Raw genomic sequence first — 24,737 nt, forward strand, 5'->3', positions numbered from 1 at the left:
ATGGTTTTTGAGTTTAACACTTCAATAGGTCATAATGGTTTTATGGGTTTAATTGCAATACCAGATGATGTAGCTATGCAAGCTGTTCAAGATCGTGTAAAGCGAGTTGTAGCAAACTTGTCACATAAAGAAAAAGAAATCACTTTATACGCTGCCATTTCTAAGAGACATGGCTCCTACTCTATGATGTTTTCAAAGGCAAATCAAAAAAAGCTAGAAGTACAACAAGGAGACACCATTCAAGTAAGAATGCAAGAAGATACAAGTAAATATCAAGCACCTATGACTGAGGAACTGGAAGCTGTATTATTAAGTGATTATGAAGCTTATGAAATATTTGAAAATCTACTTCCTGGCAAACAGCGCAATATTATTTTTATGATTTACAACGCAAAAGGCTCACAAAAAAAAGTAGACTTAGCTCTCAATGCCATGGAAAATTTAAAAATAGGTAATCACAATCCTATGAAATTTGAGAAACTCTTATGAGGTTTTGAGCTTTTTACTTAGTATTTTTAGCACTAATAATCAAACTTTAAAATAAATCAACAATGAAAAAATTAATAATTGGAATAATGGCACTTACCTTATCAATAAGTGTATCTTCTTGCAAAGAAGCAAAAGAAGAAGTAGAAACAGAAGCACACGATCATGAACATACTCATGATGGAGAAACTCACAGTCATGAGCACGATGGCGACGATCATCATAGTGATGATATGGATAAAGCAGGTACTAAATTAATGGTAGGAAAAGAAGTAATGGTTCCTATGTCTGCAAAAAGTGGTAGTAATGTAAGTGGTACTATTACCTTCACTCAGAATGAAAAAGAAGTAGCCATGAATGTGGATTTGAAAGGATTGACTCCTGGAATGCATGCAATTCACATACACCAAAATGGTGATTGTAGCTCAGACGACGGAAAAAGCGCTGGTGGACACTGGGATCCTACAAGTGAAGCTCATGGAAAATGGGGTGACGAGATGCATCACTCAGGTGATATAGGTAACCTAGAAGTAGGAGAAGATGGAATGGCTACATTAGATTTTAGCACTGATAAATGGTGTATAGGATGCGATGATGAAACACGTAATATCGTAGGTAAAGGTGTAATCGTTCACGCAAGTGCTGACGATTTTGAATCTCAACCTAGTGGTGCTGCAGGAGCTAGAGAAGCCTGTGGAGTAATTGAATAACAAAAATATTTATCATAAAAATGCTTGACCCTTTCTAGGTCAAGCATTTTTTATGCATCTTTATCCCATAACTATATATCAATGAGTGCACAACCAGATTTATTAATTGAAAGAATGAAAAGCGGTGATCAAACTGCTTTCACTCGAGTTTACGATCGTTATCAAGAGGCCTTGCATGGTGTTATCTATAACATTGTAAAAAACCGTGACGTCTCCGAAGAAATATTACAAGATGTTTTTATTAAGATCTGGAATAACTCTGACTCATATGATTCTGCGCAAGGGCGTTTTTTCACGTGGGCTTTAAACATTTCTCGTAATGCTTCTATAGATTATTTAAGATCTAAGCGACATAAAGACGGTTTAAAAAACCTAAGTACAGATAATTTCGTAGATATACTAGAAACCAGTGAAGATCTGGATAACTCAACAAATGCTATCTATCTTAAAAAATGGATTAACAAATTAGAACCTATGTGTATAAAAATCATAGATGTAATATTCTTTAAAGGATTTACATTCAATGACGGTGCAAAGGAGCTTGATATGCCTTCTGGAACTTTAAAAACCAGGCATAGAAAATGTATGATGGCATTACGTAATATGATACTGAACTAATGGATACTCAAGAATTAATTAACAGCGGTGATTTAGAGCTCTACGTATGTGGAGTGCTAGAATTAGAGCGTTCCATAGAAATAACTAAGGAACTCAAAAAGAACATTCCTCTTCAATTAGAAGTACAACAAATTGAAGAGACATATATGAAGCTTGCTACTGGTTTAGCACCTTCTAAAAATGAATTAGAACTATTTGATAGACTACAAACTATAATAGGAAAAGACACTTCTGTAGAGATCGTTAAAACTCGACCTAATTATCTGGCTTGGGCGGCAGCGGCAGCATTACTGATAAGCTCCGGTTATTTGTATGTAACAAATAATGACCTGACAGATACCAATTCTAATCTAGAAAATCAAGTAGTAACAGTCCAACAAGACAATGAGATTCTCAATTCAGAAATTGAGAACGTAAAATCGGTTAACAACGATTATGAAGAAGCTCTTGCCTTTATAAAAGATAAAAATACGGTAAAAGTCGACCTTGCTGGACAAAAAGGGTTTGAAAACTCCTATGCAACTGCTTTTTATAACGATCAAGAAGATGTTACTTACATAGATGTTTCAGGATTACCTGAAGCTCCTAGCGATAAGTCTTATCAACTATGGTCGCTTACATTAAATCCGCTTACGCCTACCAGTTTGGGAGTTGTAGAAAATAGCAATAGTCTATTACGAGTAGAGAATGATAATGCTTCTCAAGCCTTCGGTATCACATTAGAAGAATACGGCGGCGCTGCTGGACCTAACTTAGAACAGCTGTATACCTTAGGTGTTATAGATCAATAAGTACCAATTAGTAATAATTATTTTAAGATGACCTTTATTTTATAGAGGTCATTTTTTTTTAGACTGTTTTTAAAGTATTCCGCTTTCGCGAAAGCGAGAACAAAAACAATTAACACAATGACCAAATCAATCCTTAAGATAATAATCACTTTACAGTTCAACTAGATTAATAAAGGCTGTACTAATAATTTAAAATTGTGTTGCCAGCTATTCACATGCTTAGGGAAATATAAAACAGAATCCGAGAATAGGACTCTTGAAGAACGTATTCATAAAACCTTAAACATACTGTTATCGCAATAATATATTTCGCTCAATCGGATTCCTGATTGCTTTAATCACCAAGGAAAATGAGGTGATCATTTCATTAATAGTTCCAACTTGTGCTTCATTAATCGTTTCAGATTTGTTTATGCCGGAATAGCTTTAAAAATAATTTCTAGACAATGATTAGAAAGCTTGAAAGAAACAATTGGGATTAATAAGCTTAAAAGAAAAGAGGCTAGAGAGAATGAAAACAATGCTATCTATTCAACTTCATCATATAAGTGGTTTAAGCTACGCACAATTGTCTTACATGAAATTCTCGCAATGAAATTTATAGAACATATTTGAAATAAAAAATGCCCCACTATTTTACTAGTGAGGCATTCAAACTAACCAACCAAAACTAAACCTAACATTCCCCTTAGGCTTATTTTAAAGGATTATGATCCTCTTTTATTATATACGTAGAAATCTTAACTGCGGTTTTAAATTTCTTCAAGAATCTCATAATAGTTCTTCATAGTGACAGGACCCAACTCATAAGATGCGGCAGACAGCTCTTCCGTGTAAGTGAGTGCTTTATTTTTTTCATCATTTGCCAATAGGATTTCTAAGGAGTGTAGTTGTGCTACCGGTTCATAAGTTTTATCAATTACATACTTCTTTTGATTTTCTAAAGCTTCTTTAGTAAGGTTATTTTTAAGCATAGCATAGCTTAACAGGCTTTGAGTCTCTGGAGTTGAGCGGTTGTCAATTTCAATTTTTGCGATCTCAAGAGCTTTAGCTTTATCTGCTTCATTTCCAGACAGTAATTGTTCAATTTTATAAGTATTGTACATCGCTCCATAAGCGTCATTTTCAACTTCAGCTAGGAAGTTTTTTCTTAAAGAATCTGCATCCTCGCTTTTATTTTGAAACTCTTTTATTTCTGCAATATCAAGATCGTAATCTGGTAGTGGATGACGCTCTTTTAGTTTTTTTAATATACGTAATGCCTCTTCAGGATTTTTTTCATGAGAATAGGCTATCCAGGCGATTCCCTTAAGTGCATATGTATTATCTGGATCTAATTCGAGTGTTTTAATATAGTGGTCATAAGAATTTTGAATTTGACCATCATGTCCGTAGTAGTCTGCAATATTAGAATTGCTCCATATTTGGATAGAAGGATTACCACTTTGATCTGCAAGAGTTTTTGCTTCTTCCATTAATCGAATAGTAGCATCAAGATCACCTTTATAATCATTCCATTTTGCAGCTCTGATCAAATAGTTGTAATTCTTTTGATTTTGAATAGCGTTAAGCATCTTTTCTGCACGAGTATAATCTCCTAATTCCATAGCAATGTCAAAAAATAGCAATTGGCTTTCTTTTGTGCTTGCATCAGCGGCAAAAGAACGCATTAAACTATCTGCTTTTTTAAATCTATGTTGTTTGATATAGGCTTGAGCTAAGGCATATTTGGATTTCTCAGGCTCTATGTACATGTTTTTCACTACAGCTTCTTGCATCTCAACTGATCTATTGAGATGGTTCACATCTCCTTTTAAATCGTATAGTAAGTTGAGTTTAGAAGAGAGTCTTCCTAAGTCTAATACGCCAGTATTGTTTACTGCAATAATTTTTTCAAGACTATCTATATCAGATTTTAAGGTTGCTATTAATGCAGAATTATCCTTGTTCAAGTAGGAGTTATAGTCTTTTTGTACAGTTACTATATCGGCATTTTCTTGCCCATTCTTATCTGTCGTTTGATTACAAGATACAGTTATTATGGAAAGAAAAAGGAGGAGCAAAAAGGAATTTTTCATGGTAAGGAAAGTTAGAATTGTTATAAAATAAAATGCCGATTTTATTTAAAAAATCGGCATTTACAAAAAACTATATGATTAAAATGATGCTGGCACTAGATAAGGAAAAGTAGTACTAGTTACTCCAGGCTCAAGACCTACGTTATCTGAAACTAAATTAGGTGTTCCATTCATACCATCAAATCTTGCTCCAGTGTTACCACCGAATAGTACAATTAATGATACATCAATTACATCGTCTTCTAATCTACGACCAGTTAAGAAACTACTAGTATCAGTAAAATATGAAGTCGGTGCATTTTGTGCTACTTGTAATACATCTAATGATAAAACCGCAGTCGTTTGACCTTGATCTAGTCCTAAAATGTTGTTTTCAAAACTTGCTCCATAAGCATTATAATAAGCGACTAAGGTGTTGTTGAATATTCCAGAAAACTGAGCTAATTGAGTTTCTGGCGTAGTAACATTAAAATTATTTTTGTTTGCATCACTTCCAGAAAGAACCGTGTTAATTCCTGGTCTACCCATTTGATCTTGAGTCGTGAAGGTTCCAGTAAAATCTGTAGTTACAGGCTCTCCTGTAAAGTCATCGTCGTTGTCACAGCTTACAGTTAGAGTGGCTGCAATGGCAACTGTTAATATATATTTGAATATTTTCATTGTGTTTGTTTTAAAAATTAAATTTAATTTGAGGTTGTTTAGTTTCTTCTTTTAGTTTCTACCCAAACATTGTAAGAATTAGGTAATCCATAAACTGGAACTTGTAAACCTGCACGGAACTGATCTGCAAGGTGAGTAGGTGCTGTTCCTAATAAAGAATTAGGCACTTCTACTACTATTGCATTTACGTTTGCATTTGCAAAAGCATTAGTTCCTGTTGTTCCAAATCCATCAGCTGGTGCAGTACCTATAACTGTATTGAATTGTTGGAAGTCAAAGAAAAATGCATCCTGACGTTGTCCTGCAAACGCACGGATTCCACCAGTTAAAGTTTCTCCTTGAGAGTTGATTGCAACACTACCTATAGCTTCGTTAGTATCGATAGTACTACTTAAAGATGTTGAATCTGGAGCATAAGGTCCAAAGAAATACATTCTATCTCCTTGTCTCAACGCTTGAATTACTAGCTCTTCTGTAACACCTACTGATGCTGGAAAAGCTCCAGGAACATCTGCACCGGTATTATCTATATTGATTTCTATCATCACATTTTCATCAAAATTTGATGCTGCGCTTGAAGCAGGTAAAGTGACTATAAAAACAGTAGAATTAGGATTCTCACCTTCAAAAGCAAAAAAGTCTGCAATGTCAGATGGTTGTGAGGCTACATTAGGAGCGTCTAAGTGATCGGCCGCAATTATAAAACTAGCAATAGCTACTATCGCAAGTGTGGACCATAGGGCAATTTTTTTCATCGTAATAATGGTTTTAATTAATTTATACCCAACTTACGAGAGAAAGAAGACCGCGGTTTTAAATATTGTGTTAAAGCGTTCTTAATGCCATATTAATTTAAGATATATTTTTAATAAATCACCTTTCTAGCCATGATTTGAAGTCTTTAACTCGTTCTCTACTAACAATTAAATCCATTTCTTTAAATGTCTTTATTTTTATTTGCAAACGTGAATTTGTGTAAGAAATCATGTCATCTATTGCATTCACATGTATAATTGCTTGTCTTGAAATGCGGAAAAACTTTTCTGGATCTAATTCATTCTCTAGAGCTTCCAGTTTTGTGTCTATTAAATAATTCCTACCGTTATCTATATGAAGATAAGTTCCCTTATTTTCAGAAAAAAACAATTGTATGTCTTCAGTATGGAACAGCTTTAAGTGCTCGCCTACTTTTGCTGTATATCTTTTTTTAAATTTACGATCGACTGGATTACCTAGGAGTTTTGCAATGTCATCAAAGTTTATGGTTGCCGCTTTATTGTTGTTGTTCTCGCTTTCGCGAAAGCGGGATACAAATTGCTCTACTGCAATCTTTAATTCATCTTCATCAATAGGTTTGAGTAAATAGTCTATGCTGTTAAGCTTAAACGCCTGAAGTGCATATTCGTCATATGCAGTTGTAAAAATGATGGCGCTTTTAACATCTACTTGATCAAATATTTCAAATGATAATCCATCACTTAATTGAATATCAAGGAAAATAAGATCTGGTGCATCGTTATTTAATAAGTAGTCTACTGACTCCTGCACCGAGTGAAGCATGGCTTCTGGAACGATATCAAGTTCTCCCAGCATTCTATTTAATCTCCTTGCTGCTGGCTTTTCATCTTCAATAATTATTGCTTTAAAATCTGACATACTTATTCTTGAATTAGATTGATGTGTTTAAATATTAAATTGATCCTGATCAAGAATCTCTTGAATTTTACGCTTTTCCCATTCTTTATTAGTAAACGGATTGATTTCAAATACTCTAATGGCATGTGACGCAAGCCCGATTCCCCAACCCAAAACACTTACAATAAAGAAGAACATTAAATCTCCTTCAAAAAGTAAAACAAATGCTAGAATGGATAAGTTAATTATAGTAAACACAATAAGGTGATGATAAAAGGCTTTGATTTCCTCTACTCTTCTCGCTGCTTTTTTATATTTCTCTGATGCTTTGTTGATATGATCCATAATCTAAATATTATTTTCTTCTTTTTCTAGAATTTCTTTAATCTTACGTTCTTTCCATTTTTCATTTGTCAACGGATTCCCGCCAAAAGTTCCGAAACCATGGGCTGCTAGACCTATGCCCCAACCTAAAAGCGGAAAAATAAACCAAATAAAACTCCATTCATTATGGTAATAATTCACTGCAATTAATAAGATATTAATTACAACATAAATAATTGCGTGATTGTAAAAGGCTCTTATTTCTTCTACCTTTTCTACTGCCCGATTGTATCGGTCTTGATAGCTTTCATTAGGATTCATAATTAAAACCTTTCATTATTCATTAGTTCGTTGATCTTGCGCTCTTTCCATGATTCTCCTAAAAAGAAGTTCTTGTTAAATGTTCTCATGTATTTAAATAGCAAACTAATTCCCATTCCTATAGCAGGGAAAATCACCCAAGGAAAACCACCTGTAAATGCATTTATAGCTGCTAAGAATGCTAGGATTACCAGCGTCTTCACTGCATTATCATAAAAGTCTTTAATACTATCTACTCGCAGTTTTGCTTTAGTAAGTCTTATGTCCTCCGTATTTTCCATGTCAATTGTATTTAGGTTTACTGATTCTGATTGATTAGTAAGTATAGGAACACTTACTTTAAAAGTGTCTGTAGTTTCATTTATAGTCATTTGCCTCTTAGTAAGCAATCTGTATCTACTCTCAATATTTTGTAAACCTACTCCACTACTCTCCTTTATCACTTGTTTCTTTTGCAGGTTATTTTCTATGACTAGAAACTGATCTTGCTCATAAATATTGAGCTTCAAAGGTTTATTACTACTTACAATATTATGTTTTACTGCATTTTCTATGAGTAATTGCAAACTAAGAGGAACCACCTTTGCGTTTTCTATAGAGCCTTGCTCTGGTATTTCTATTTCAATGCTATCTTCAAATCTTGTTTTGAGCAGTCCTACATAAGTTCTAGCAAACTTTAGTTCCTCATCTACAGACACCAGTTCCTTATTTCTTTGTTCTAGTACATATCTATAAACTTTAGAAAGCGAGGTTGTAAATTTTGTAGCCGCTTTAGGATTTTCTTCGATTAAGGACACCAGAACATTTAGACTATTAAATAAAAAATGCGGATCTAATTGATTCTTAAGCGCATCAAATTGTGCTGTTGCAGATCTTGCAATGGTTTTTTGTTCGTTTACTTTTTGAGCTTGGCTCGCTTTATAAAAATAAATCGCATGATAAATAGCCGAAACAAAAAGTGTTATTATCAATCCAAAGACATACCATTCTGTTTCTTGATCATCTAGGAACTCTTGAATTGTAGTATCATATATTACAACGTACGTAAAGAAATTAAGAAAAGATAGCAATAACATCGTTAGTACAACAGATCCTATGGCACCGTATATTAAACGTTTAGTCGACTCATCCCGCCATGAAAGTTTTTTACCTAGAAAATCAAACCACCATTGATTACCTGATGATAGCACAATGGTAAACATGAAGTTGACCAAGAAACCTTCCAACTCTCCTTCAAAATTTAAAAATTTTCCTCGGAAATAAGCATTGATCAAGTTTATAGTTATAGATATGGCAATACTCGCTATTAAAAATTTGTAAAATCGTTTTAAGTTCATCTGGTTCAATTATGATTCTAAAAATAGTTTAATACTTTAGAACAGTTCAAATATGAAAAGAGAAAAAGCTATATTAAATTAAGAATAACCGAATTGTAGAAATAAGGTACTGAACTGTTATGCTTTCGCGAAAGCGAGATTAAAACCACCTTCAATTTTAATATAAACAGTAAATATAAAAAGACTAAAATCATATATTTACCTGATGGAATTAACCTACGATAAGAATAGAGTCAATAATTTTACCGATGCCATATTTGCCATAGCGATGACTTTGCTGGTACTCGACCTTGTTGTACCTAGTTATAATGAGCTAACTACAAAGGGCTTTGGGCAAGTAATGCAAGATCTTCTTCCTAAATTTATAGGGTATGCTGTTAGTTTTTTAGTCATCGCACTATACTGGAGCAGTCACATGAATATTTCTAAAAACTTAAAACACTACAATAAAGGCGCTTTAGGATGGAATATTATGTTATTATTTATGGTTGTTTTAATGCCTTTCACGACTTCTTTTTACTGTTCTACTTTTGTAGTTAACGAGCCTTTTATTATCTACTCAATTAATATTATAGCACTTAGCGTTTTTAAGTATTTAATGATTCGCAAAATTGAAAAAGACCAACTCATTGAAAAAGGCTATGATCCGATTTTATTTCAATGGGCAAAAACTAGAGATTTGATGGCTGGTTTGGTTTGGCTATTTGCCATTATAGTCTCTTTAAAATTTGCGTTGCTCTCTAGATTTTCTCCTTTACTATTATTTCCTGTACTAAAATTTGTAGACATCGTTTATAAGCGAAAATCTACCAAACGTATCAAAGTAAAATCGCGTAAAAAAAGGACATAACAAAAGTTCTTTTTTAGATTATCAAAGCAACTTGTTTATTATTAAATAGATCATTAACTCATGCCTATATTCCATTTATTCAAAAAAGAAAAACCAGCGCCGTCCACAGAGCACTGGGACGAGCTATTGATAGAATATGTGCCGTTTTTTGAAAAGTTAGAAGCTAGAGATCGATTATTTTTCAAACTACGCATGCAGGCATTTCTTGATGAGATAGAAATAGAAACCATAGACATGGAACCTGCAGAGTTAGATGCTTTATTAATTGCTGCCAGTGCCATCATTCCTATTTTTCAATTTCCAGACTGGCATTACAGTAATTTAAAGACAGTTATTCTATTACCAGAACATTTCAATGAAGACTTAGAATTTGAAGGACATGGTAACGGTAGACGCATTTTTGGAATGGTAGGCACTGGTAAATGGAACAACAAGATGATTCTTTCAAAAGAAGCACTCTATCACGGTTTTAAAAACGAAACAGATAAATTAAATACTGCCATACATGAATTTGTGCATCTCATTGATAAAATGGACGGCGCCATAGATGGAATTCCTAAAGTTTTAATGGATCAAAATGTAATACTTGCATGGATCAATCTTATGCATGAAGAAATGGAGCGCATTAATAAAGATAAATCTGACATAAGAAATTATGGAGGCACCAGCAAAATTGAGTTTTTTGCTGTCACTGCAGAATATTTTTTCTCTAGACCAGATTTAATGAAAAGAAAGCATCCAGAAATCTATCAAATGCTTCAACTTTGCTTTAATCCGCAAATGAAAAATAAAGTTTCCAGAAATAAAATAATATCTTTTTAACACCTAATTCACCTAGACAAGTGTGATGCAACTTACTTTTGCAAAAAAAATATCATGCGCAAATTATTCTTATTTCTTTTTCTAAGCTTTTCAATTTCTGCTTTTGCAAACGATTGGGGTAAAACCGGTCATAGAACTACAGGAGCTGTTGCAGAGCAATATCTTAATAAAAAAGCTAGAAAAGCCATTGCAAAATTACTTGACGGAGAATCATTAGCATTGGTCTCTACATTTGCAGACGAAATAAAGAGCGATACACTTTATAGAAAATACGGGCCTAAACATTACGTTAATATCCCATTTGACTCTACCTATGAAGAGCATCCTAAGAGCGAGCGAGGTGATATTATTGAAGCAATTGATACTTGTATTGCTACCTTAAAATCAAAGACTGCCACAAAAGAGGAAAAAGCATTTCAATTGCGTTTATTAGTTCATTTTATAGGCGATCTTCACCAGCCTCTGCACACTGGATTAAGTGAAGATAAAGGCGGTAACGATTTTCAAGTACAATGGTTCAGAGATGGAACAAATCTTCACCGTGTATGGGATTCTCAAATGATAGACAGCTACGGCATGTCTTATACCGAATTGGCAAGCAATATGCCTGCGTTAACAAGAAAACAACGTAAAGTCATGGGCAGCGGTACGCATAGAGACTGGTTAAAAGACAGTCGTGTTTTAGTTAAAGATATTTATGCCAACACCAAAAAAGGAGACAAATTAAGCTACCGATACATGTATCAATACTTTTACAAGCTACGTGTTCAATTACAAAAAGGTGGTGTAAGGCTTGCTGCTTTATTAAATGAAGTTTTAGGATAAAGTTAATTTGTATTCCGCTTTCGCGAAAGCGGAATACAAAATTGATTCATTCTAATTTTTAATAATTAATCAATTACAACCTTAAAGTAATTTGATTCATTAGCTGTTTTCATTTTAGTTAAGCGAAACCTAGATTTCAACTTTATAGCTTAGATAAAGCGATATTATTCTTTAAGAAATTTCAACGTTTGAGATAGATCACCAGATGTAACTTTTAAGAAGTAAACACCAGAAGATAGCCTCGATAATCCTGTAATTTGTGAAGATCCGTTTGAGAAATCTAATTGGTATTCAAACAGCTTTTGACCAGCCAAATTATAAATTAGTGCTGAAGAGTCATTTTCTGAATTAGCATTTACAATATTGATTTGAGCAAAGTCCAAATTTACAGGATTGGGTAGTAATTCCAGTCCAAGAGAAAGTTCGTTCTCTTCCATTCCCAAGGTTTGAGCTTCTATTTTAATTTGAAACCTGTCTGACGCAGCCGAGCTATTAGAAGCATCAATAGTAAAATTATAAAGGTTTACTCCATCATTTAATAAACTCATAGTACCTAAATATGTGTCTTCAAGATACACTAGTTTACCATAAACGTTATTTATCATTAATTTGTATTGATAAGCGTCAGTACGGTAGGTATGATGACTGAGTTGAATTACCTCTGAGTTATTAGGTAGTTGTCTATTATCAACAGCTAGTAATGAAGCCCCATATGCAACTGCTATGCTTTCATCTTGATTAAAAATTTTGGAAGCATCAAAGGAATCGACCGCATTGCTAGATGTGCTATTAAAGAAAACACCAAAACTGTCTTGTAATGAACTAGCAACGAAACCATCATCAATTCTGTACAATTGACCTATTATGGAAGCATTATTTAAAGGTGTCGAAAATGTATTAGTGTTTTCTCCTGCTGCCTTATGAGCCTCTGTAAAAAGTACATTACCAGCTCCATTTGCTAAAGTAGTTACAAAAATAGACTGACCTGGTTGTAAAAATCTATTTGCCATAGATCCTGAAGTATTTGAACCTGCTGGTAAATTTACTGTGACGTAACTACCTCTAGCCCCTAATTGAGGATCCCAAGCATAATAGAAATTAGGATTGATATTAGAAGAGGAAGCAAGCGCTAAATTCATATCTACCGATGACTGGTATGGGTTTCCTATAAAATTAAATTCTCCAGCATTTAAACCGATGTTTGAAACGGTAACATCTCCTATAACTAAACTTCCTGTAGCTTGTAAGGTTGTTGCATCTGCTGGAGACAGGTTAGAACTAAGGTCCACTATTCTACTACCTCTAACAAATAATCGATAAGGCGTTCCGGCTGTAAGTGTATTTACATCAGTATTTAATACCTGTGTCCACGTCTGATTGATATTATCGTATCCAAACATAGAAGCATTCCCTGATCCTGTAGCATCGAAACCATTAGCTCCTATAATCGAACCAGTAATGTGAGTACCAAATCCGGGATTAGGATTATCTCCTGCATTTACAGCACCTTCTTGCCAATTATTTTTAATTGATGTGTTAGTAGTTACTGAGCTCGATAAAAATCTATATGCTCTTTTACCTGGTATAAATCGCTCGACAATTACAGAGCCTTCACCAGAAATACTTCCAGTAAATGTATCTAATTGTCCTGTTGTAGTGGAATTACTTTTAAAAACCAGCTTTCCATCATTGGTAATATCACCATTTACATCAAGAATACCATCCGTACTCAATGTCTTAAATGGTAAAATAGTAAGGTCATTACTTGCAGTTGTTCCGGTAAGCGTCGGTTCACCATCTACAACAAGAATGTTATCTCCAGTTGTAGAGACACCACTTGGGTTTGTAGGTGTCCACGTATTATCGTAATGCACATAATCCTCGTAAATAACAACGGTGTAGTCTTCAACTTCTCCTAATGAAGAATCGCCACAAGGTGTAGTATTAGAAGTTCCACTATCTGCATTATTGATGCGTACTCGCATTCTAGTTTCTCCTAGAAATGCGCTATTAGGAATAGTGATATTTCCTCCATACGGGAATGCAGCATCATCATTTATAACTTGTTCTCCTGGATCAAGAAAGCTTCCGTTCTTGTTGTAATCGATCCATACATAAAGCTCATCTCCTATAAAAGGTCCAGGATTTGAAGAAGCTGTTAAAGTATAGGATTCCCCTCTTGATAGTAATGTATAAAGGTTACTGTAATCTTCATACCCATTACTAGACGTTGAAGAGGAATTATCAATAGTGTTAAATTCAATTCTAGAAATATTAGTAAAACTTGTTTGTGCAGCACCGGCATCGCAGTAAACAGGCATAAATTCAACTCCTATACTAAATGCTTGAGTATTGATATCAAAAAAAACGTTATCTGATGCTTTTACCATAATACGTGCATTTGAAGTTTGTACGTCTGGCACAATAATATCTGCGCTACCATCATTAGGCGTATTTGCGATTAAAATGGTAGGATAAGTTAAACCGTTATCGGTAGAAAGAAGAACGTCTACATTTTGCGCATTTACACCACTCGGATCATCAGTGTTAGCAATATCCCAAGTTATGGTTTTGGAACTATTTGCAACCCATGAATTTCCAGCCGTATTTTGCGACGTTACCCTAAATGGTCCTGCCGCATCATTAACGGTTACAATACTTGTTTCTGTAGAAACCTGACCTCCTAAAATGTTATTATCCCGAACAACAAGACCAAAATTCATAGTTCTACTCACAGATGGTAGAACTTCCCAAGTATTGGAATAAGAATTTGTAATTAAAGTACTCATTGAGGGAAAATAACGAATCGGACTGGCTGTAGGTAGGTAAGTTCTGAAACTTGGCCCTATCGTTGAATTTTCTAAAGGAGGCATAGCAGCGACGTCATTATCTATCTGCTCCCAACTATAAGTAAGGATATCTCCATTAGAGTCTGTAGCAGTTGCTTCCAGTAAAAATGGAGTGCTTTTAGGTATGACGTAGTTGGGACTTTGGGTGATAGTAGGTTCATCATTTGCAATAATTATTTCTGTTGCACAGTTACCTGTGTTCAAATTGTTGGTAACCGTAAAAAAGTTGCTTATTTCTAAAATACTTACATAATGAAACATGGCATCACTATTATTTTGAACATTAGGAGCACAAATACCTGCATAACCCATTATTGTATTTGCTGAGCCTGGTTCTACCGCTGTATTTGAATTTCTTTGACAAGAGTTATTTTGGGTATGGTTTGCTCCAAACTGATGTCCCATTTCGTGAGCTACATAATCAATATCAAAAAAATCACCTACTGGATTTCCTTGACCTGTAACTCCACGAGCTTTGAAATTAGTATTACATACAGATGGAGTACTGGCAATTCCTCCACCACCAGTGCTAAATACGTGCCCTATATCGTAATTTCCACTACCAATTACACTGTTGAACGTAGCTTGATTCTCACCTAACATCGTAGAACCACTGTTATTTGTATAAGGATCCATAGCTGTATCTCCTAAAAAGATAACATCTTGATTATTGGTTATAAGCTCTAAGGTTACGCCTAAATCTCTTTCATAAATTTGATTTACACGATCAATTGTAACAACTATAGCTGCTTGAACTGCATTTTTCTTTTGAGTATCACTAGCACTTGCTGCTAAACCTGCAGCTTGCCAATGAAAATCAGAGTATTCCACTGTAGTAGCTACTCCAAGACGGTATTTTCTCAATATTCCTTCACTAATAAATTTTGTTCTAATAGGAGCTTGAGTAGAAAAGGTAGTAGAAATATTAATAGTATTTACTCCACATTCAAATGAGTTTTGATTAGTATTTCTCGTGTCTCTTTTACTAAAGACAGTGTAAATATTAGTGTTTTTAGCATAAGGGTTTATGTAAGTCTGACCAAAGTCAGATCCAGTTGTCATACCAAAGAAACCTTGAGGTGTTATGGTAATTCTCAGTACGTGTAGAGGATTAGTTACATTTGTTCCTACAAAGCTTTTTACATCGGGCAGTTGCTCTGATAATTCTGGAGACATAGTGAGTGTCGAAAAAATTTCAAAAATCTCTTGTTGCCCTTGAGGATTAGGTATATTTAATTTTATAGGAGAATTTGTAGTTTCAAATCTATTTGGGGCATTCGACAAAAGAGTTGAAACAGATCTGCTGTCTAAAGTAAAATAAATAGGATTCAATACATCTGTCGAATAAGTAATAACGTCCTCTTGAGGAATGCCTTCAACGTTTGTTATATCCCAATATTTTTTTTCTTGTGCAAAAAGAAATACTGAAACTAGTAAAAGTATAGCTGTTAATACGGATTTTAAAGACATAGTAGCAATTTTGATTTGTGGAGAGGAAAAGTAATCAAAATTTACCTAACAAACTCATAATCATGAAGTAAAGATTTTTAACCTCTTGAAAAATGGTGCGTAATAAAGTTCAATACAAACAAAGTTGCTTCGAACAATTTTTCATGTTTACCGACTATAGTTTTCATAAATCAAATATTTGAGAAAGAATATTGTAAATTTCATGGAAATTGTTGACCATGAAAGATTTAAAAAAAGAAGATATAAAGCAGGAAGTTTTTGATTTATATGATGATTATGCTCATAATAAATTAAACCGTAGGCAGTTCGTAGAAAAATTAGGAATTTATGCAGTAGGCGGAGTAACTGTAGGTTCTTTACTAAGTTTTATGTCTCCAGATTATATGGAAACTTTGTTGGTAAGTCCAGACGACCCTAGTTTAGATAGCGACTATATAATTTATGATTCTCCTAAAGGTGCTGGTAAGATGAAAGGCTTATTATCTACTCCTAAAAATACCAAGACAAAGTTGCCAGGTATCATAGTCGTGCATGAGAATAGAGGTCTTAACCCTTACATTGAAGATGTAGGAAGAGGCGTTGCAAAAGAAAATTTTATTTCTCTCGCTCCAGATGCTTTAACACCTTTGGGCGGTTATCCTGGCAATGATGACGATGGTAGAACTTTACAAAAGAAAAGAGATAGAAATCAAATGCTTGAAGATTTTATAGCTGCTTATGAATATCTAAAAGCGCACGAAAATTGCAATGGACATATAGGAGTGGTAGGCTTTTGTTTTGGAGGTTATATTGCAAATATGATGGCCGTTCGCTTACCAGAATTGGGAGCAGCAGTTCCTTATTATGGGAGACAACCTGAAAAAGAAGATGCCGTAAAAATCAAAGTGCCCTTATTGTTGCAGTATGGTGAATTAGATAAAAGAGTAAATGCAGGATGGCCAGCTTATGAGGCTGTTTTACAAAAGAATAACATCGAGTATCAAGCATATATATCCAGAAGTGAATCATGGTTTTCATAACAATACAACGCCTAGATACGATAAGAAAATGGCAGAATTATCGTGGACTCGAACTATAGATTTCTTCAAAAAGCATTTGAAGTAAAATAAAGTTTACTTTGAACTATCAATTGATTTTTTCACCTATTGTCATGACGTTTTACTAGCTGTAAATGGCTAGATAATAACATGAAACGAAAAAAGCTCAAAAAATACGGGACTATTTTTTGAGCTTTCTGTTTACTTCTTGTTACGCAGTTGTTTTTTACGTCTTTTTACTCGCCAAGGTGCGTTTTTATCTACATCGCCAGCCATGATACAACCGTAAGGCATGACTTCATCAATCACCGTCCCAAGATTAAAATCTTCCATTTGCTGTCTTACCGCCGCCGCATTTTTATACGCACTAGGAAGTTCAGAAATATCAATTTCATTGGAGTAAAAACGAATATCAAGTCCTTTTGTTTCTTCAATAAAAATCTCTTCATCAGTTTTATGAGCAAGATTACGCTTATGTTGCGATCTACTCATATTACGTCCAGCGCCATGCGGTGCAAAGCCTAAATTAGTTGCTGTCGTTGCACCTTCTACAATTAAAACTGGCTCTGACATATTAAGTGGAATCAATCGTGGACCAGTAATATCGGGCATAAATTTAGGATCAAGAGGTGTCGCTCCTTTTGCATGGTAAAAAGTATCACCATCTTTAAAAACAAAGTTATGCTCGTTCCAGAAACGATTTTTGACAGTCGCCCCTATTTTTTCTTTAACGCCATCGTGAATCAATTCATGATTTAATTTAGTCCATTTTCTAATCGTTTGTAAAGCTTCCCAATATTTCTCTCCTTCATGCGTGTCAAAAGGGATCCATGCATTCTGTTTCATGGTTTGTGGCGAGATCAATTTTCTAAACTTCTCTGCAACATTCATTCCTTGCGAGTACAATCTTGCACCTGGCGCACGAGAACCATGATGAGTAATCATCATCGTGTTTCCCGTCAGCTTGCTTTTACCTACAAATAAAAAGTGATTTCCGTCACCTTGAGTTCCTAAATGTTCTTGTGCTAGTGAAATACTTCGCGCACTGTTCAAAAAGAAGTTTGCTTCAAACTCTTCTCTCAACTCTTCTGGAAGTTGAAACTGTTGTCCTCTAGGTCTTCCTCCAGGTGCAAAGTGCGTTGTAGCACTTGCCGCATCCAGAACCTCTTTAGGATCTGCATCACCAAAATCGGTTAACATCACAGAGCAACAAATATCTGCACTATGCATACCTGGATGGATCGCATTCTTTGCAGCTACCACTCCACCTACAGGAATCATTCCTACTGGTCCAGCTGGACAAGCGTCTGGCATCACACTTCCATTAACAACAGTAGGCGTTTTCATAACGGCATTCATAGTTGCAATAACTTTTCCTACATTATCTTCTTCTTGCTCATTTTCTGCCTTTAGATTAATAGAAAAAGGTACTGGCTTTTCATGAATCCCTACTTCTGGTGGTAACCTAAATTGTTCTAGGTAAGCTTCCATTTGTTCCAGATTTAATTGATTAGAATTTATATGATTTATGGCTTCTGTAAACCATTGTCCACTTGGGTAACCTAAAGCTACAATTTCTTTACCAGTGATATTTTTGAAGTCCGTTTGGTTGGTTTCTTTTTTCATCTTATTTGATTTTACATTCTTTTAATAAGCTGCGCCATCTCCTCGTATGACGCAGCACTACATTTTTGAAAGCCTTGAATCGCTTTCTGTTTAACTATGCAACAAATATGCATACAGTACTACGCAATCTTTTTGCGTAGTTAAAAAAGATGTTTATCATTGTAAATAGTTATTGCTGTTCCGCTTTCGCGAAAGCGGAATTACAACTATCCTAACTATCATTAAAACAGACCTATGGCTATTAATAAAAATGCACTCATAAGATATAAAACTATAGATCGCTGTTTACAGAATACCTATAGAACCTGGACTCTGGACGACTTAGTAGAGTATTGTTCTCAGGCATTGTATGATTTAGAAGGTCGAGAAATAAATGTTAGCAAACGCACTGTACAGCTAGATATTCAAACTTTGCGCAGTGATAAGTTAGGTTACGATGCACCCATAGAAGTCTACGATCGTAAATATTACCGCTATAGTGATCCAGATTATAGTATTACTGATATTCCTATTACCGGCACAGATATGTCTGTGCTCACTGAGACCATGGAAATGTTGCGACAGTTTAAAGATTTTTCATTCTTTGACGAGCTTAATGTAATTATCAATAAGCTGGAAGATAAAATCTACACGGAGAAAAAAAATAAACCGCCCATTATCTATCTGGAGAAAAATGATAAACTTAAAGGTTTAGAATACTTAGATGAGTTGTATCAGGCTATTCTTAAGGAAGTGGTTCTAGTCATCACCTACCAGTCGTTTCAAGCAAAATCTTCACAACAGTTTACTTTTCATCCACAGTTTTTGAGAGAGTATAATAATAGATGGTTTCTTGTAGGACTTAATGAAAATACTCCTGTGATTAAAACACTAGCCCTGGATCGTATTATATCTATCGATTACGATTTGAACATAGATTATCAGGATGCTGAGTTTCATCCAGAAGAGTATTACAAAAACACCATAGGTGTAACCGTTCTAGACCATCACAATACTGCACACGTTGTTTTTAAATTAGACAAGAAGAACGCGCCTTATGTAATGACAAAACCTTTTCATCATTCTCAAAAAGTCCTTTCTAAGAATGATGACGGTAGTATTACCTTCCAGATTTTTGTAAGCTTAAATTTTGAATTAGATCGATTGATTCTTGGTTTTGGAGAATCTATTGAAATCTTAAAGCCTAGAAATTTACGACATCGCATTAAAAGAAAAACCCAACTTGCGGCTCAGGTGTATCGTAAAAAATAACTGCTATAATTTGTATTACTAATAAAAACTTATCTTGTTATTGCAAACGTTTGGTTCCGCTTTCGCGAAAGCGGGATCATAAAAAAAGCTCAAAAAATAGTTACCTACTTTTTGAGCAATTTATCTAATTGAAATATGTTCTATTTCTTTGGAATCTCCTTCAATAATTCTTGAAGTAAACTCCAGAATTTCTGCACAGATTTGATCTCTACATGCTCATCTGGACTGTGCGCTCCTCTAATGTTAGGACCAAAAGAAATCATGTCTAGACCAGGATAACGTTCTCCTAGTAATCCACATTCTAATCCTGCATGGCATGCAACAACTCTAGGTTCATGGTTGAAAAGCTCTGTATATTTTGATTTTGCTATTTCTAGCATCGCACTATTAGGATTAGGCTGCCATCCTGGATAATCTCCAGATAAGTTAGTTTCCATACCAGCCAGTTTCATTACTGCTGCAATGCTCATGGCAAGATCTACTTTAGAACTATCTACTGAAGATCTAGTTAAACAAGCGATTTGCAAGTCACCATTTTTCAACGTTACTCTGGCAAGGTTATTTGAAGTTTCTACCAGTCCGTCTATATCTGGACTCATTCTATAAACACCATTATGAACACCTAGTAAGGCATAAATAAGTTGCTTGCTATCTGTTGCACTTAAGGTTTCATCATTTGGAGCATCTTCTATGCTTATGTATAAATTCTTTTCTAAAGACTTATACTCGTCTTCAATTGCTGCTTTGCAACTTTGAAAAGCTTTCATTGCTTGATCGAGTTCACTTTCTTCTATACTGAAAACGGCAACGGCTTCTCTAGGAATGGCATTTCTTAAACTACCACCTTGAATCGATTGAAAATGAAGTGATGCTTTGCGCTGTATAGCATCGGCAAGACGGTTGATCATTTTGTTTGCATTACCAAGGCCTTTAATGATATCCATACCACTGTGACCTCCATTCAAACCTTTTACAGTTATCTTTTTAGAAACAAAACTATTTTTAGCAGGTAACAACTCATACTTCTTAGTAGCAGTGACATCTACTCCACCGGCGCAACCTATATCTATCTCATCATCTTCTTCTGTATCAAGATTTAATAAAATGGTAGATTTTAGAATATTTTTATCTAACTCTTTTGCTCCAGTCATTCCAGTTTCCTCGTCAATGGTAAATAATGCCTCAATTGCTGGGTGAGCAATATCTGTAGAAGAAAGAACTGCCATAATTGCGGCAACACCAATACCATTATCTGCACCAAGTGTGGTACCATTTGCTTTAATGATGTCACCATCTACTGTCATTACTATTCCTTGAGTAAGAAAATCAAAGTCGGTATCATTATTCTTTTGATGAACCATGTCTAGGTGCGACTGTAAAATAATGCTTTTGCGATCTTCCATTCCCAAGGTAGCAGGTTTCTTAATAATCACATTACCTATCTGGTCCTCCACAACTTCTAGATCAAGACTTTTACCGAAGTCTCTCATAAAAGCTCTTACTCGTTCTTCTTTTTTAGAAGGTCTAGGAACAGCGTTTAGATCTGAAAAATGATTCCATAAAGATTTAGGCTCTTGATTTCTTACTTGTTGTGACATATATAATTTTGATTTCTGCAAATATAAAGTTACTCCTTGCTAGGATACTTAAGTTAATACTAAATGATTGTATAAGGTAATTAGAACTCTTTGCTTGCTCTAAGCATTTCTCTTTTTCCAGGTGGTCCTGGCAGTCGCTCAACCGTAAAACCAGCGCTTTGCATGTTGCGTCTTACTTGACCAGCAGCACAATACGTGGTAAGAACACCACCATTTTTCAACGATTTGAAAGCGGCGTCAAATATAGGTTGCGTCCATAATTCTGGTTGTGTTCTAGGACCGAATGCATCAAAAAAGATCAAATCAAACTTTTGATCGTAATCTAGTTTTTCAAAGGTTGTTTGAATCTTTTCAATGAAAAAAGAGTCGGAGATTTGTGTTTTTTTATTCCAAGAGGCATTGTGCAATTGAGCAAATAACTCTTGATCTTCAAGAAGTTTACCGTAATCAATAGCCTCAACTTCTTCTGCCGCAATAGGGAAAGCTTCTAATGCAGTGTATTCCATGAAGGTATTAGATTTATGCTGCGCAGTAAGCATAGCATTCAGGCCAGTACCAAAACCATATTCTAAAATATGAAGAGGTTCTTTTTTAAAATCCCGCTTTTGCGAAAGCGAGACCTCAACAAAGTACTCTAGACCTGTCTCTATAAAAACATGAAGCGCCTCTTGCAAGGCGCCATGTTTAGAATGATATTGCTCATTGAGATCTGGCATGTGGATGGTTTTTGACCCATCACCAGTAATCATGATCTCACGTTTCATTTACTCTTCAGTTTTCTCTACTCCTTCTACATCTGGATTTTCAAACTCCTCTACCATTGCGCCATCTGCCACAAAGCTAAGTGTTACCTCATCTTCGGTAATAGCAGCAATTTCTTCTTTAGTTTTCCCAGCATCTTCAGCATAATGTTTCAATTCATCTACTGGAGTGATGTTTTTAAAAGCTTTACCACTCAAGATAACTTCTTTACCTTTCCCGTTTTTAGGAAGAAAAAAACCGTAGTCTTTAAATTTTACGGTAGCAGACTCTTCTCCTACTGGCATTTTAATCCAGCATCCTTTTTTTACACAAACATCAGCAATGGTACCTTTTACTTTTACGGTTGTGGTATCACCTACTTTCATGTTTTTGTACATCGTTCCTAATTCCATAGCGTCAATAACGTCGGTATTAGAAAATGTAGCACCATAATCCATGTAGGCCATTTCTTCAACTTGCTCGTCGTTTACGGCTGGCATTTCTTCTTCTTCTTGTTTTTGTTCTTTACATCCTACTAATAAAGTCAATGCAAATAATCCTATGATGAACTGTTTCATGTGTTTATATTTTACACAAATTTAGGGATTCGTTTACATTTATGCTAAATGATAATGAAGTATATTTGCAAAAACACAAAAACACCATGACCAACACGCACGCAATCGTTATAGATAAGGTAAAAGAATCAAAAATCGCAAAAACTGATTTTGATAATTTAACTTTTGGTAAAACATTTACAGACCACATGCTGGAATGTACATGGCGCGATGGTGAGTGGCAATCGGTAGAGATCAAACCCTATGGACCTATTGAAGTAGAGCCTAGTTGTAAGGTTTTTCATTATGGTCAAGCTATTTTTGAAGGGATGAAGGCTTTTAAGGACGCCACTGGTGATGTTTTCTTATTTAGACCAGAAGATAACTGGCAGAGGTTTAATGCAAGTGCAAAGAGACTTGCTATGCCAGAAGTTCCAGAAGAGATCTTTATGGAAGGTTTAAAAAAATTAGTGGCTTTAGATAAAGATTGGGTACGCTACGGTGAAGGTTTATCTCTTTACCTAAGACCATTTATGATTTCTAGTGAAAATGGCGTTGCTGCTGCTCCGTCTACAGAATATAAATTCATGATTATTATGTCTCCTGCTTTTGCTTATTATAAAGGAGATGTTAGGGTAATCATTGCTTCGGAATTTTCACGTGCTGCTGATGGCGGAGTTGGGTATGCAAAAGCAGCTGGTAATTATGCTGCTAGTTTTTATCCAAATAATCTTGCTATTCAAGAAGGTTACCAACAAGTGATTTGGACAGACGCCGCTTCTCATGAATACCTTGAAGAAGCAGGTACTATGAATATTTTTGTTAGAATAGGTGACAGTTTATTTACCGCACCACATAACGATCGAATTCTTAATGGAGTCACTCGTAGAAGTGTTATTCAAATGGCAAAAGATCATGGAATCCATGTAGAAGAACGTCGTATTTCAGTAAATGAAATTAGAGAAGCTGCTAAAGATGGTAGTTTAAAGGAAATCTTTGGAAGTGGAACTGCTGCTGTAATCGTTCCTATAAAAGGATTCAAACACAAAGACTTTAAATATGAATTGCCGCAATTAGATGATTCTTATGCGAGTCGTTTAAAAGAAGCATTAAAAGATATTCAATACAATCGCGCCGAAGATAAACACGGCTGGAGAGTTAAAATATAATTAGAATTATTACCAATTAAAAAATGCCCATCTAAATAAGATGGGCATTTTTATTTCTATCGAAATGAATATATAATCTAAAGCATTTCTACAACAAACTGGCCGTTTGTAATGGTGAACGTACTACTAGGATTATTAGGATCTGTTGCTGTAAAATCAAATGTACCAGTGATTACATCGCCTGTTCTATCTGTAATGACTATAGATCCAGTTCCTGCAACAGAGTCGTGTTGAGCGCCCATATTAACAGAATCGTTTTCATAATACCCACTATAAGTACCACCTGAAAAATTCTCAATAGGATAAGTCCCTGCAGTAATATTAGATGGAACACTTATCGCGATTCTTTCATCAAGACCACTATCAAAAACAATAGTCTGTCTATTGTTTATTTCTCCTATAGGGAATAAATCAGCAACAAATGGCATTCCGTTTACATCTGCAGTTGCCATATCACTTCCTTCATCAGTTGTGTAAGGAATGTTTTGAAAAACACCATTAGTAATCGCACGATCTGTATCAGATCCAAATATTTCTTGAGCAAGTCCTTGAAAAGTTCCTGTCACTGTTTGATTTGTCATATCAATTTCAGTTATAACTACTTCACCGGTACTAGCTATCCATGCTAAATTAGATGGCTCATTTGCATATACTAAAAGAGCACCAGTCATAGAGCTTGCAGTATCCACATTGAAAGTTCCCACTACAGGATCAAAAACTTGAAAACCTAACGAAAGATTTCCTTGTTCACTTTCGATGATTAAACCATCACTATTTAAGGTTGCTTCAACTATAGAGCCTACGTAGGCTGTCCCATTAACTGTTGCAGTAAAAACTGCATTAGTGTTCGGATTACCATTTCCAGGGTTACTTCCATTGGGATTTAAGCTAGGGTCAAGCGGCTCAATATCGGTAGTACAGGAGATTAAAAGAGCAAAAAAAGCAAGGCTTCCAATTAATTTTTTCATTGTTATTTTTTTTA

The 24,737-nt window shown here is 34.9% G+C and carries 22 protein-coding genes and 1 pseudogene; 10 read left to right on the forward strand and 13 right to left on the reverse strand.

Annotated elements, in window-relative coordinates; translation table 11 throughout:
• The 4 genes from DDD_RS15710 (at nucleotide 1) to DDD_RS15725 (ending at nucleotide 2,605) form a co-directional block, all read left to right on the forward strand.
• Complete coding sequence (locus tag DDD_RS15710; RefSeq protein ID WP_015363940.1) at nucleotides 1-489, forward strand: YdeI/OmpD-associated family protein; 489 nt, start codon at nucleotides 1-3, stop codon at nucleotides 487-489.
• Nucleotides 490-551: 62 nt separating this feature from the next.
• Nucleotides 552-1,196, forward strand: coding sequence for a superoxide dismutase family protein (locus DDD_RS15715; protein ID WP_015363941.1), 645 nt, complete (start codon nucleotides 552-554; stop codon nucleotides 1,194-1,196).
• A gap of 81 nt (nucleotides 1,197-1,277) precedes the next feature.
• Entirely contained in the window at nucleotides 1,278-1,814 is a 537-nt protein-coding gene (locus DDD_RS15720) for an RNA polymerase sigma factor (protein ID WP_015363942.1), read from the forward strand.
• Entirely contained in the window at nucleotides 1,814-2,605 is a 792-nt protein-coding gene (locus DDD_RS15725) for an anti-sigma factor (protein WP_015363943.1), read from the forward strand. The genes DDD_RS15720 and DDD_RS15725 overlap by 1 nt, the downstream gene beginning before the upstream one ends.
• Before the next feature lie 752 nt (nucleotides 2,606-3,357).
• Here DDD_RS15725 and DDD_RS15730 read toward each other — a convergent pair.
• The 7 genes from DDD_RS15730 to DDD_RS15760 all read right to left on the reverse strand — a co-directional run bounded on the left by DDD_RS15730 (nucleotide 3,358) and on the right by DDD_RS15760 (nucleotide 8,960).
• Nucleotides 3,358-4,683 (reverse strand): tetratricopeptide repeat protein, encoded by a 1,326-nt coding sequence (locus DDD_RS15730; RefSeq protein ID WP_041567216.1) that lies wholly within the window; start codon nucleotides 4,681-4,683, stop codon nucleotides 3,358-3,360.
• 78 nt (nucleotides 4,684-4,761) lie between these two features.
• Complete coding sequence (locus tag DDD_RS15735; RefSeq protein ID WP_015363947.1) at nucleotides 4,762-5,343, reverse strand: DUF4331 family protein; 582 nt, start codon at nucleotides 5,341-5,343, stop codon at nucleotides 4,762-4,764.
• A 38-nt stretch (nucleotides 5,344-5,381) separates the two neighbouring features.
• Nucleotides 5,382-6,098: a DUF4331 family protein gene (locus DDD_RS15740; RefSeq protein ID WP_015363948.1), complete on the reverse strand. Its 717-nt coding sequence runs from the start codon at nucleotides 6,096-6,098 to the stop codon at nucleotides 5,382-5,384.
• A gap of 118 nt (nucleotides 6,099-6,216) precedes the next feature.
• Complete coding sequence (locus DDD_RS15745; protein ID WP_015363949.1) at nucleotides 6,217-6,999, reverse strand: LytR/AlgR family response regulator transcription factor; 783 nt, start codon at nucleotides 6,997-6,999, stop codon at nucleotides 6,217-6,219.
• A 27-nt stretch (nucleotides 7,000-7,026) separates the two neighbouring features.
• On the reverse strand, nucleotides 7,027-7,323 hold the full coding sequence (locus DDD_RS15750; protein WP_015363950.1) for a 2TM domain-containing protein: 297 nt from the start codon (nucleotides 7,321-7,323) through the stop codon (nucleotides 7,027-7,029).
• A gap of 3 nt (nucleotides 7,324-7,326) precedes the next feature.
• On the reverse strand, nucleotides 7,327-7,623 hold the full coding sequence (locus DDD_RS15755; RefSeq protein ID WP_015363951.1) for a 2TM domain-containing protein: 297 nt from the start codon (nucleotides 7,621-7,623) through the stop codon (nucleotides 7,327-7,329).
• A gap of 2 nt (nucleotides 7,624-7,625) precedes the next feature.
• Nucleotides 7,626-8,960, reverse strand: coding sequence for a histidine kinase (locus DDD_RS15760; RefSeq protein ID WP_015363952.1), 1,335 nt, complete (start codon nucleotides 8,958-8,960; stop codon nucleotides 7,626-7,628).
• A 205-nt stretch (nucleotides 8,961-9,165) separates the two neighbouring features.
• Between DDD_RS15760 and DDD_RS15765 the strand changes: the two genes are divergently transcribed.
• Genes DDD_RS15765 through DDD_RS15775 form a run of 3 tightly spaced genes read left to right on the forward strand, consistent with a single transcriptional unit; the run spans nucleotide 9,166 to nucleotide 11,457 of the window.
• Nucleotides 9,166-9,810, forward strand: a complete 645-nt coding sequence (locus tag DDD_RS15765; RefSeq protein ID WP_015363954.1) for a TMEM175 family protein — start codon at nucleotides 9,166-9,168, stop codon at nucleotides 9,808-9,810.
• A 60-nt stretch (nucleotides 9,811-9,870) separates the two neighbouring features.
• Entirely contained in the window at nucleotides 9,871-10,632 is a 762-nt protein-coding gene (locus DDD_RS15770; protein WP_015363955.1) for a M90 family metallopeptidase, read from the forward strand.
• Nucleotides 10,633-10,686: 54 nt separating this feature from the next.
• Entirely contained in the window at nucleotides 10,687-11,457 is a 771-nt protein-coding gene (locus DDD_RS15775; protein WP_015363956.1) for a S1/P1 nuclease, read from the forward strand.
• A gap of 164 nt (nucleotides 11,458-11,621) precedes the next feature.
• On the opposite strand, the gene DDD_RS17405 is transcribed toward DDD_RS15775, so the two are convergent.
• Nucleotides 11,622-15,776, reverse strand: coding sequence for a reprolysin-like metallopeptidase (locus DDD_RS17405; protein ID WP_015363957.1), 4,155 nt, complete (start codon nucleotides 15,774-15,776; stop codon nucleotides 11,622-11,624).
• Between the two features lie 218 nt (nucleotides 15,777-15,994).
• Here DDD_RS17405 and DDD_RS15785 point away from each other — a divergent pair.
• Nucleotides 15,995-16,880, forward strand: a pseudogene (locus DDD_RS15785) (dienelactone hydrolase family protein).
• Nucleotides 16,881-17,014: 134 nt separating this feature from the next.
• On the opposite strand, the gene DDD_RS15790 reads toward DDD_RS15785, so the two are convergent.
• Nucleotides 17,015-18,439, reverse strand: a complete 1,425-nt coding sequence (locus DDD_RS15790) for an RtcB family protein (RefSeq protein ID WP_015363959.1) — start codon at nucleotides 18,437-18,439, stop codon at nucleotides 17,015-17,017.
• A gap of 234 nt (nucleotides 18,440-18,673) precedes the next feature.
• On the opposite strand from DDD_RS15790, the gene DDD_RS15795 reads away from it, so the two are divergent.
• The gene (locus DDD_RS15795; protein WP_015363960.1) at nucleotides 18,674-19,690 is read left to right on the forward strand and encodes a helix-turn-helix transcriptional regulator; all 1,017 of its coding nucleotides are present in this window, start codon (nucleotides 18,674-18,676) and stop codon (nucleotides 19,688-19,690) included.
• Nucleotides 19,691-19,830: 140 nt separating this feature from the next.
• Here the strand turns inward: DDD_RS15795 and DDD_RS15800 are convergent, their stop codons facing one another.
• From DDD_RS15800 to DDD_RS15810, 3 genes are all read right to left on the reverse strand, one after another.
• Nucleotides 19,831-21,288, reverse strand: coding sequence for an aminoacyl-histidine dipeptidase (locus DDD_RS15800; protein ID WP_015363961.1), 1,458 nt, complete (start codon nucleotides 21,286-21,288; stop codon nucleotides 19,831-19,833).
• A gap of 80 nt (nucleotides 21,289-21,368) precedes the next feature.
• Complete coding sequence (gene mnmD, locus DDD_RS15805) at nucleotides 21,369-22,052, reverse strand: tRNA (5-methylaminomethyl-2-thiouridine)(34)-methyltransferase MnmD (protein ID WP_015363962.1); 684 nt, start codon at nucleotides 22,050-22,052, stop codon at nucleotides 21,369-21,371.
• Complete coding sequence (locus tag DDD_RS15810) at nucleotides 22,053-22,607, reverse strand: DUF4920 domain-containing protein (protein ID WP_015363963.1); 555 nt, start codon at nucleotides 22,605-22,607, stop codon at nucleotides 22,053-22,055.
• Between the two features lie 86 nt (nucleotides 22,608-22,693).
• On the opposite strand from DDD_RS15810, the gene DDD_RS15815 reads away from it, so the two are divergent.
• Nucleotides 22,694-23,755, forward strand: coding sequence for a branched-chain amino acid aminotransferase (locus DDD_RS15815; protein WP_015363964.1), 1,062 nt, complete (start codon nucleotides 22,694-22,696; stop codon nucleotides 23,753-23,755).
• 77 nt (nucleotides 23,756-23,832) lie between these two features.
• Here the strand turns inward: DDD_RS15815 and DDD_RS15820 are convergent, their stop codons facing one another.
• Nucleotides 23,833-24,723 carry a DUF6252 family protein gene (locus tag DDD_RS15820; RefSeq protein WP_015363965.1) on the reverse strand — a complete coding sequence of 297 codons (891 nt, stop codon included), beginning with the start codon at nucleotides 24,721-24,723 and terminating at the stop codon, nucleotides 23,833-23,835.
• Nucleotides 24,724-24,737 lie beyond the last annotated feature (14 nt).

It is taken from the genome of Nonlabens dokdonensis DSW-6, from assembly GCF_000332115.1.
GTDB classification, from domain to species: Bacteria; Bacteroidota; Bacteroidia; order Flavobacteriales; family Flavobacteriaceae; genus Nonlabens; species Nonlabens dokdonensis.

Bases quoted from the DNA above. Each gene is read 5' to 3' on its own strand.
- DDD_RS15710 (WP_015363940.1), top strand. From the start codon at position 1: ATGGTTTTTGAGTTTAACACTTCAATAGGTCATAATGGTTTTATGGGT.
- DDD_RS15715 (WP_015363941.1), top strand. From the start codon at position 552: ATGAAAAAATTAATAATTGGAATAATGGCACTTACCTTATCAATAAGT.
- DDD_RS15720 (WP_015363942.1), top strand. From the start codon at position 1,278: ATGAGTGCACAACCAGATTTATTAATTGAAAGAATGAAAAGCGGTGAT.
- DDD_RS15725 (WP_015363943.1), top strand. From the start codon at position 1,814: ATGGATACTCAAGAATTAATTAACAGCGGTGATTTAGAGCTCTACGTA.
- DDD_RS15730 (WP_041567216.1), bottom strand. From the start codon at position 4,683: ATGAAAAATTCCTTTTTGCTCCTCCTTTTTCTTTCCATAATAACTGTA.
- DDD_RS15735 (WP_015363947.1), bottom strand. From the start codon at position 5,343: ATGAAAATATTCAAATATATATTAACAGTTGCCATTGCAGCCACTCTA.
- DDD_RS15740 (WP_015363948.1), bottom strand. From the start codon at position 6,098: ATGAAAAAAATTGCCCTATGGTCCACACTTGCGATAGTAGCTATTGCT.
- DDD_RS15745 (WP_015363949.1), bottom strand. From the start codon at position 6,999: ATGTCAGATTTTAAAGCAATAATTATTGAAGATGAAAAGCCAGCAGCA.
- DDD_RS15750 (WP_015363950.1), bottom strand. From the start codon at position 7,323: ATGGATCATATCAACAAAGCATCAGAGAAATATAAAAAAGCAGCGAGA.
- DDD_RS15755 (WP_015363951.1), bottom strand. From the start codon at position 7,623: ATGAATCCTAATGAAAGCTATCAAGACCGATACAATCGGGCAGTAGAA.
- DDD_RS15760 (WP_015363952.1), bottom strand. From the start codon at position 8,960: ATGAACTTAAAACGATTTTACAAATTTTTAATAGCGAGTATTGCCATA.
- DDD_RS15765 (WP_015363954.1), top strand. From the start codon at position 9,166: ATGGAATTAACCTACGATAAGAATAGAGTCAATAATTTTACCGATGCC.
- DDD_RS15770 (WP_015363955.1), top strand. From the start codon at position 9,871: ATGCCTATATTCCATTTATTCAAAAAAGAAAAACCAGCGCCGTCCACA.
- DDD_RS15775 (WP_015363956.1), top strand. From the start codon at position 10,687: ATGCGCAAATTATTCTTATTTCTTTTTCTAAGCTTTTCAATTTCTGCT.
- DDD_RS17405 (WP_015363957.1), bottom strand. From the start codon at position 15,776: ATGTCTTTAAAATCCGTATTAACAGCTATACTTTTACTAGTTTCAGTA.
- DDD_RS15790 (WP_015363959.1), bottom strand. From the start codon at position 18,439: ATGAAAAAAGAAACCAACCAAACGGACTTCAAAAATATCACTGGTAAA.
- DDD_RS15795 (WP_015363960.1), top strand. From the start codon at position 18,674: ATGGCTATTAATAAAAATGCACTCATAAGATATAAAACTATAGATCGC.
- DDD_RS15800 (WP_015363961.1), bottom strand. From the start codon at position 21,288: ATGTCACAACAAGTAAGAAATCAAGAGCCTAAATCTTTATGGAATCAT.
- mnmD (WP_015363962.1), bottom strand. From the start codon at position 22,052: ATGAAACGTGAGATCATGATTACTGGTGATGGGTCAAAAACCATCCAC.
- DDD_RS15810 (WP_015363963.1), bottom strand. From the start codon at position 22,607: ATGAAACAGTTCATCATAGGATTATTTGCATTGACTTTATTAGTAGGA.
- DDD_RS15815 (WP_015363964.1), top strand. From the start codon at position 22,694: ATGACCAACACGCACGCAATCGTTATAGATAAGGTAAAAGAATCAAAA.
- DDD_RS15820 (WP_015363965.1), bottom strand. From the start codon at position 24,723: ATGAAAAAATTAATTGGAAGCCTTGCTTTTTTTGCTCTTTTAATCTCC.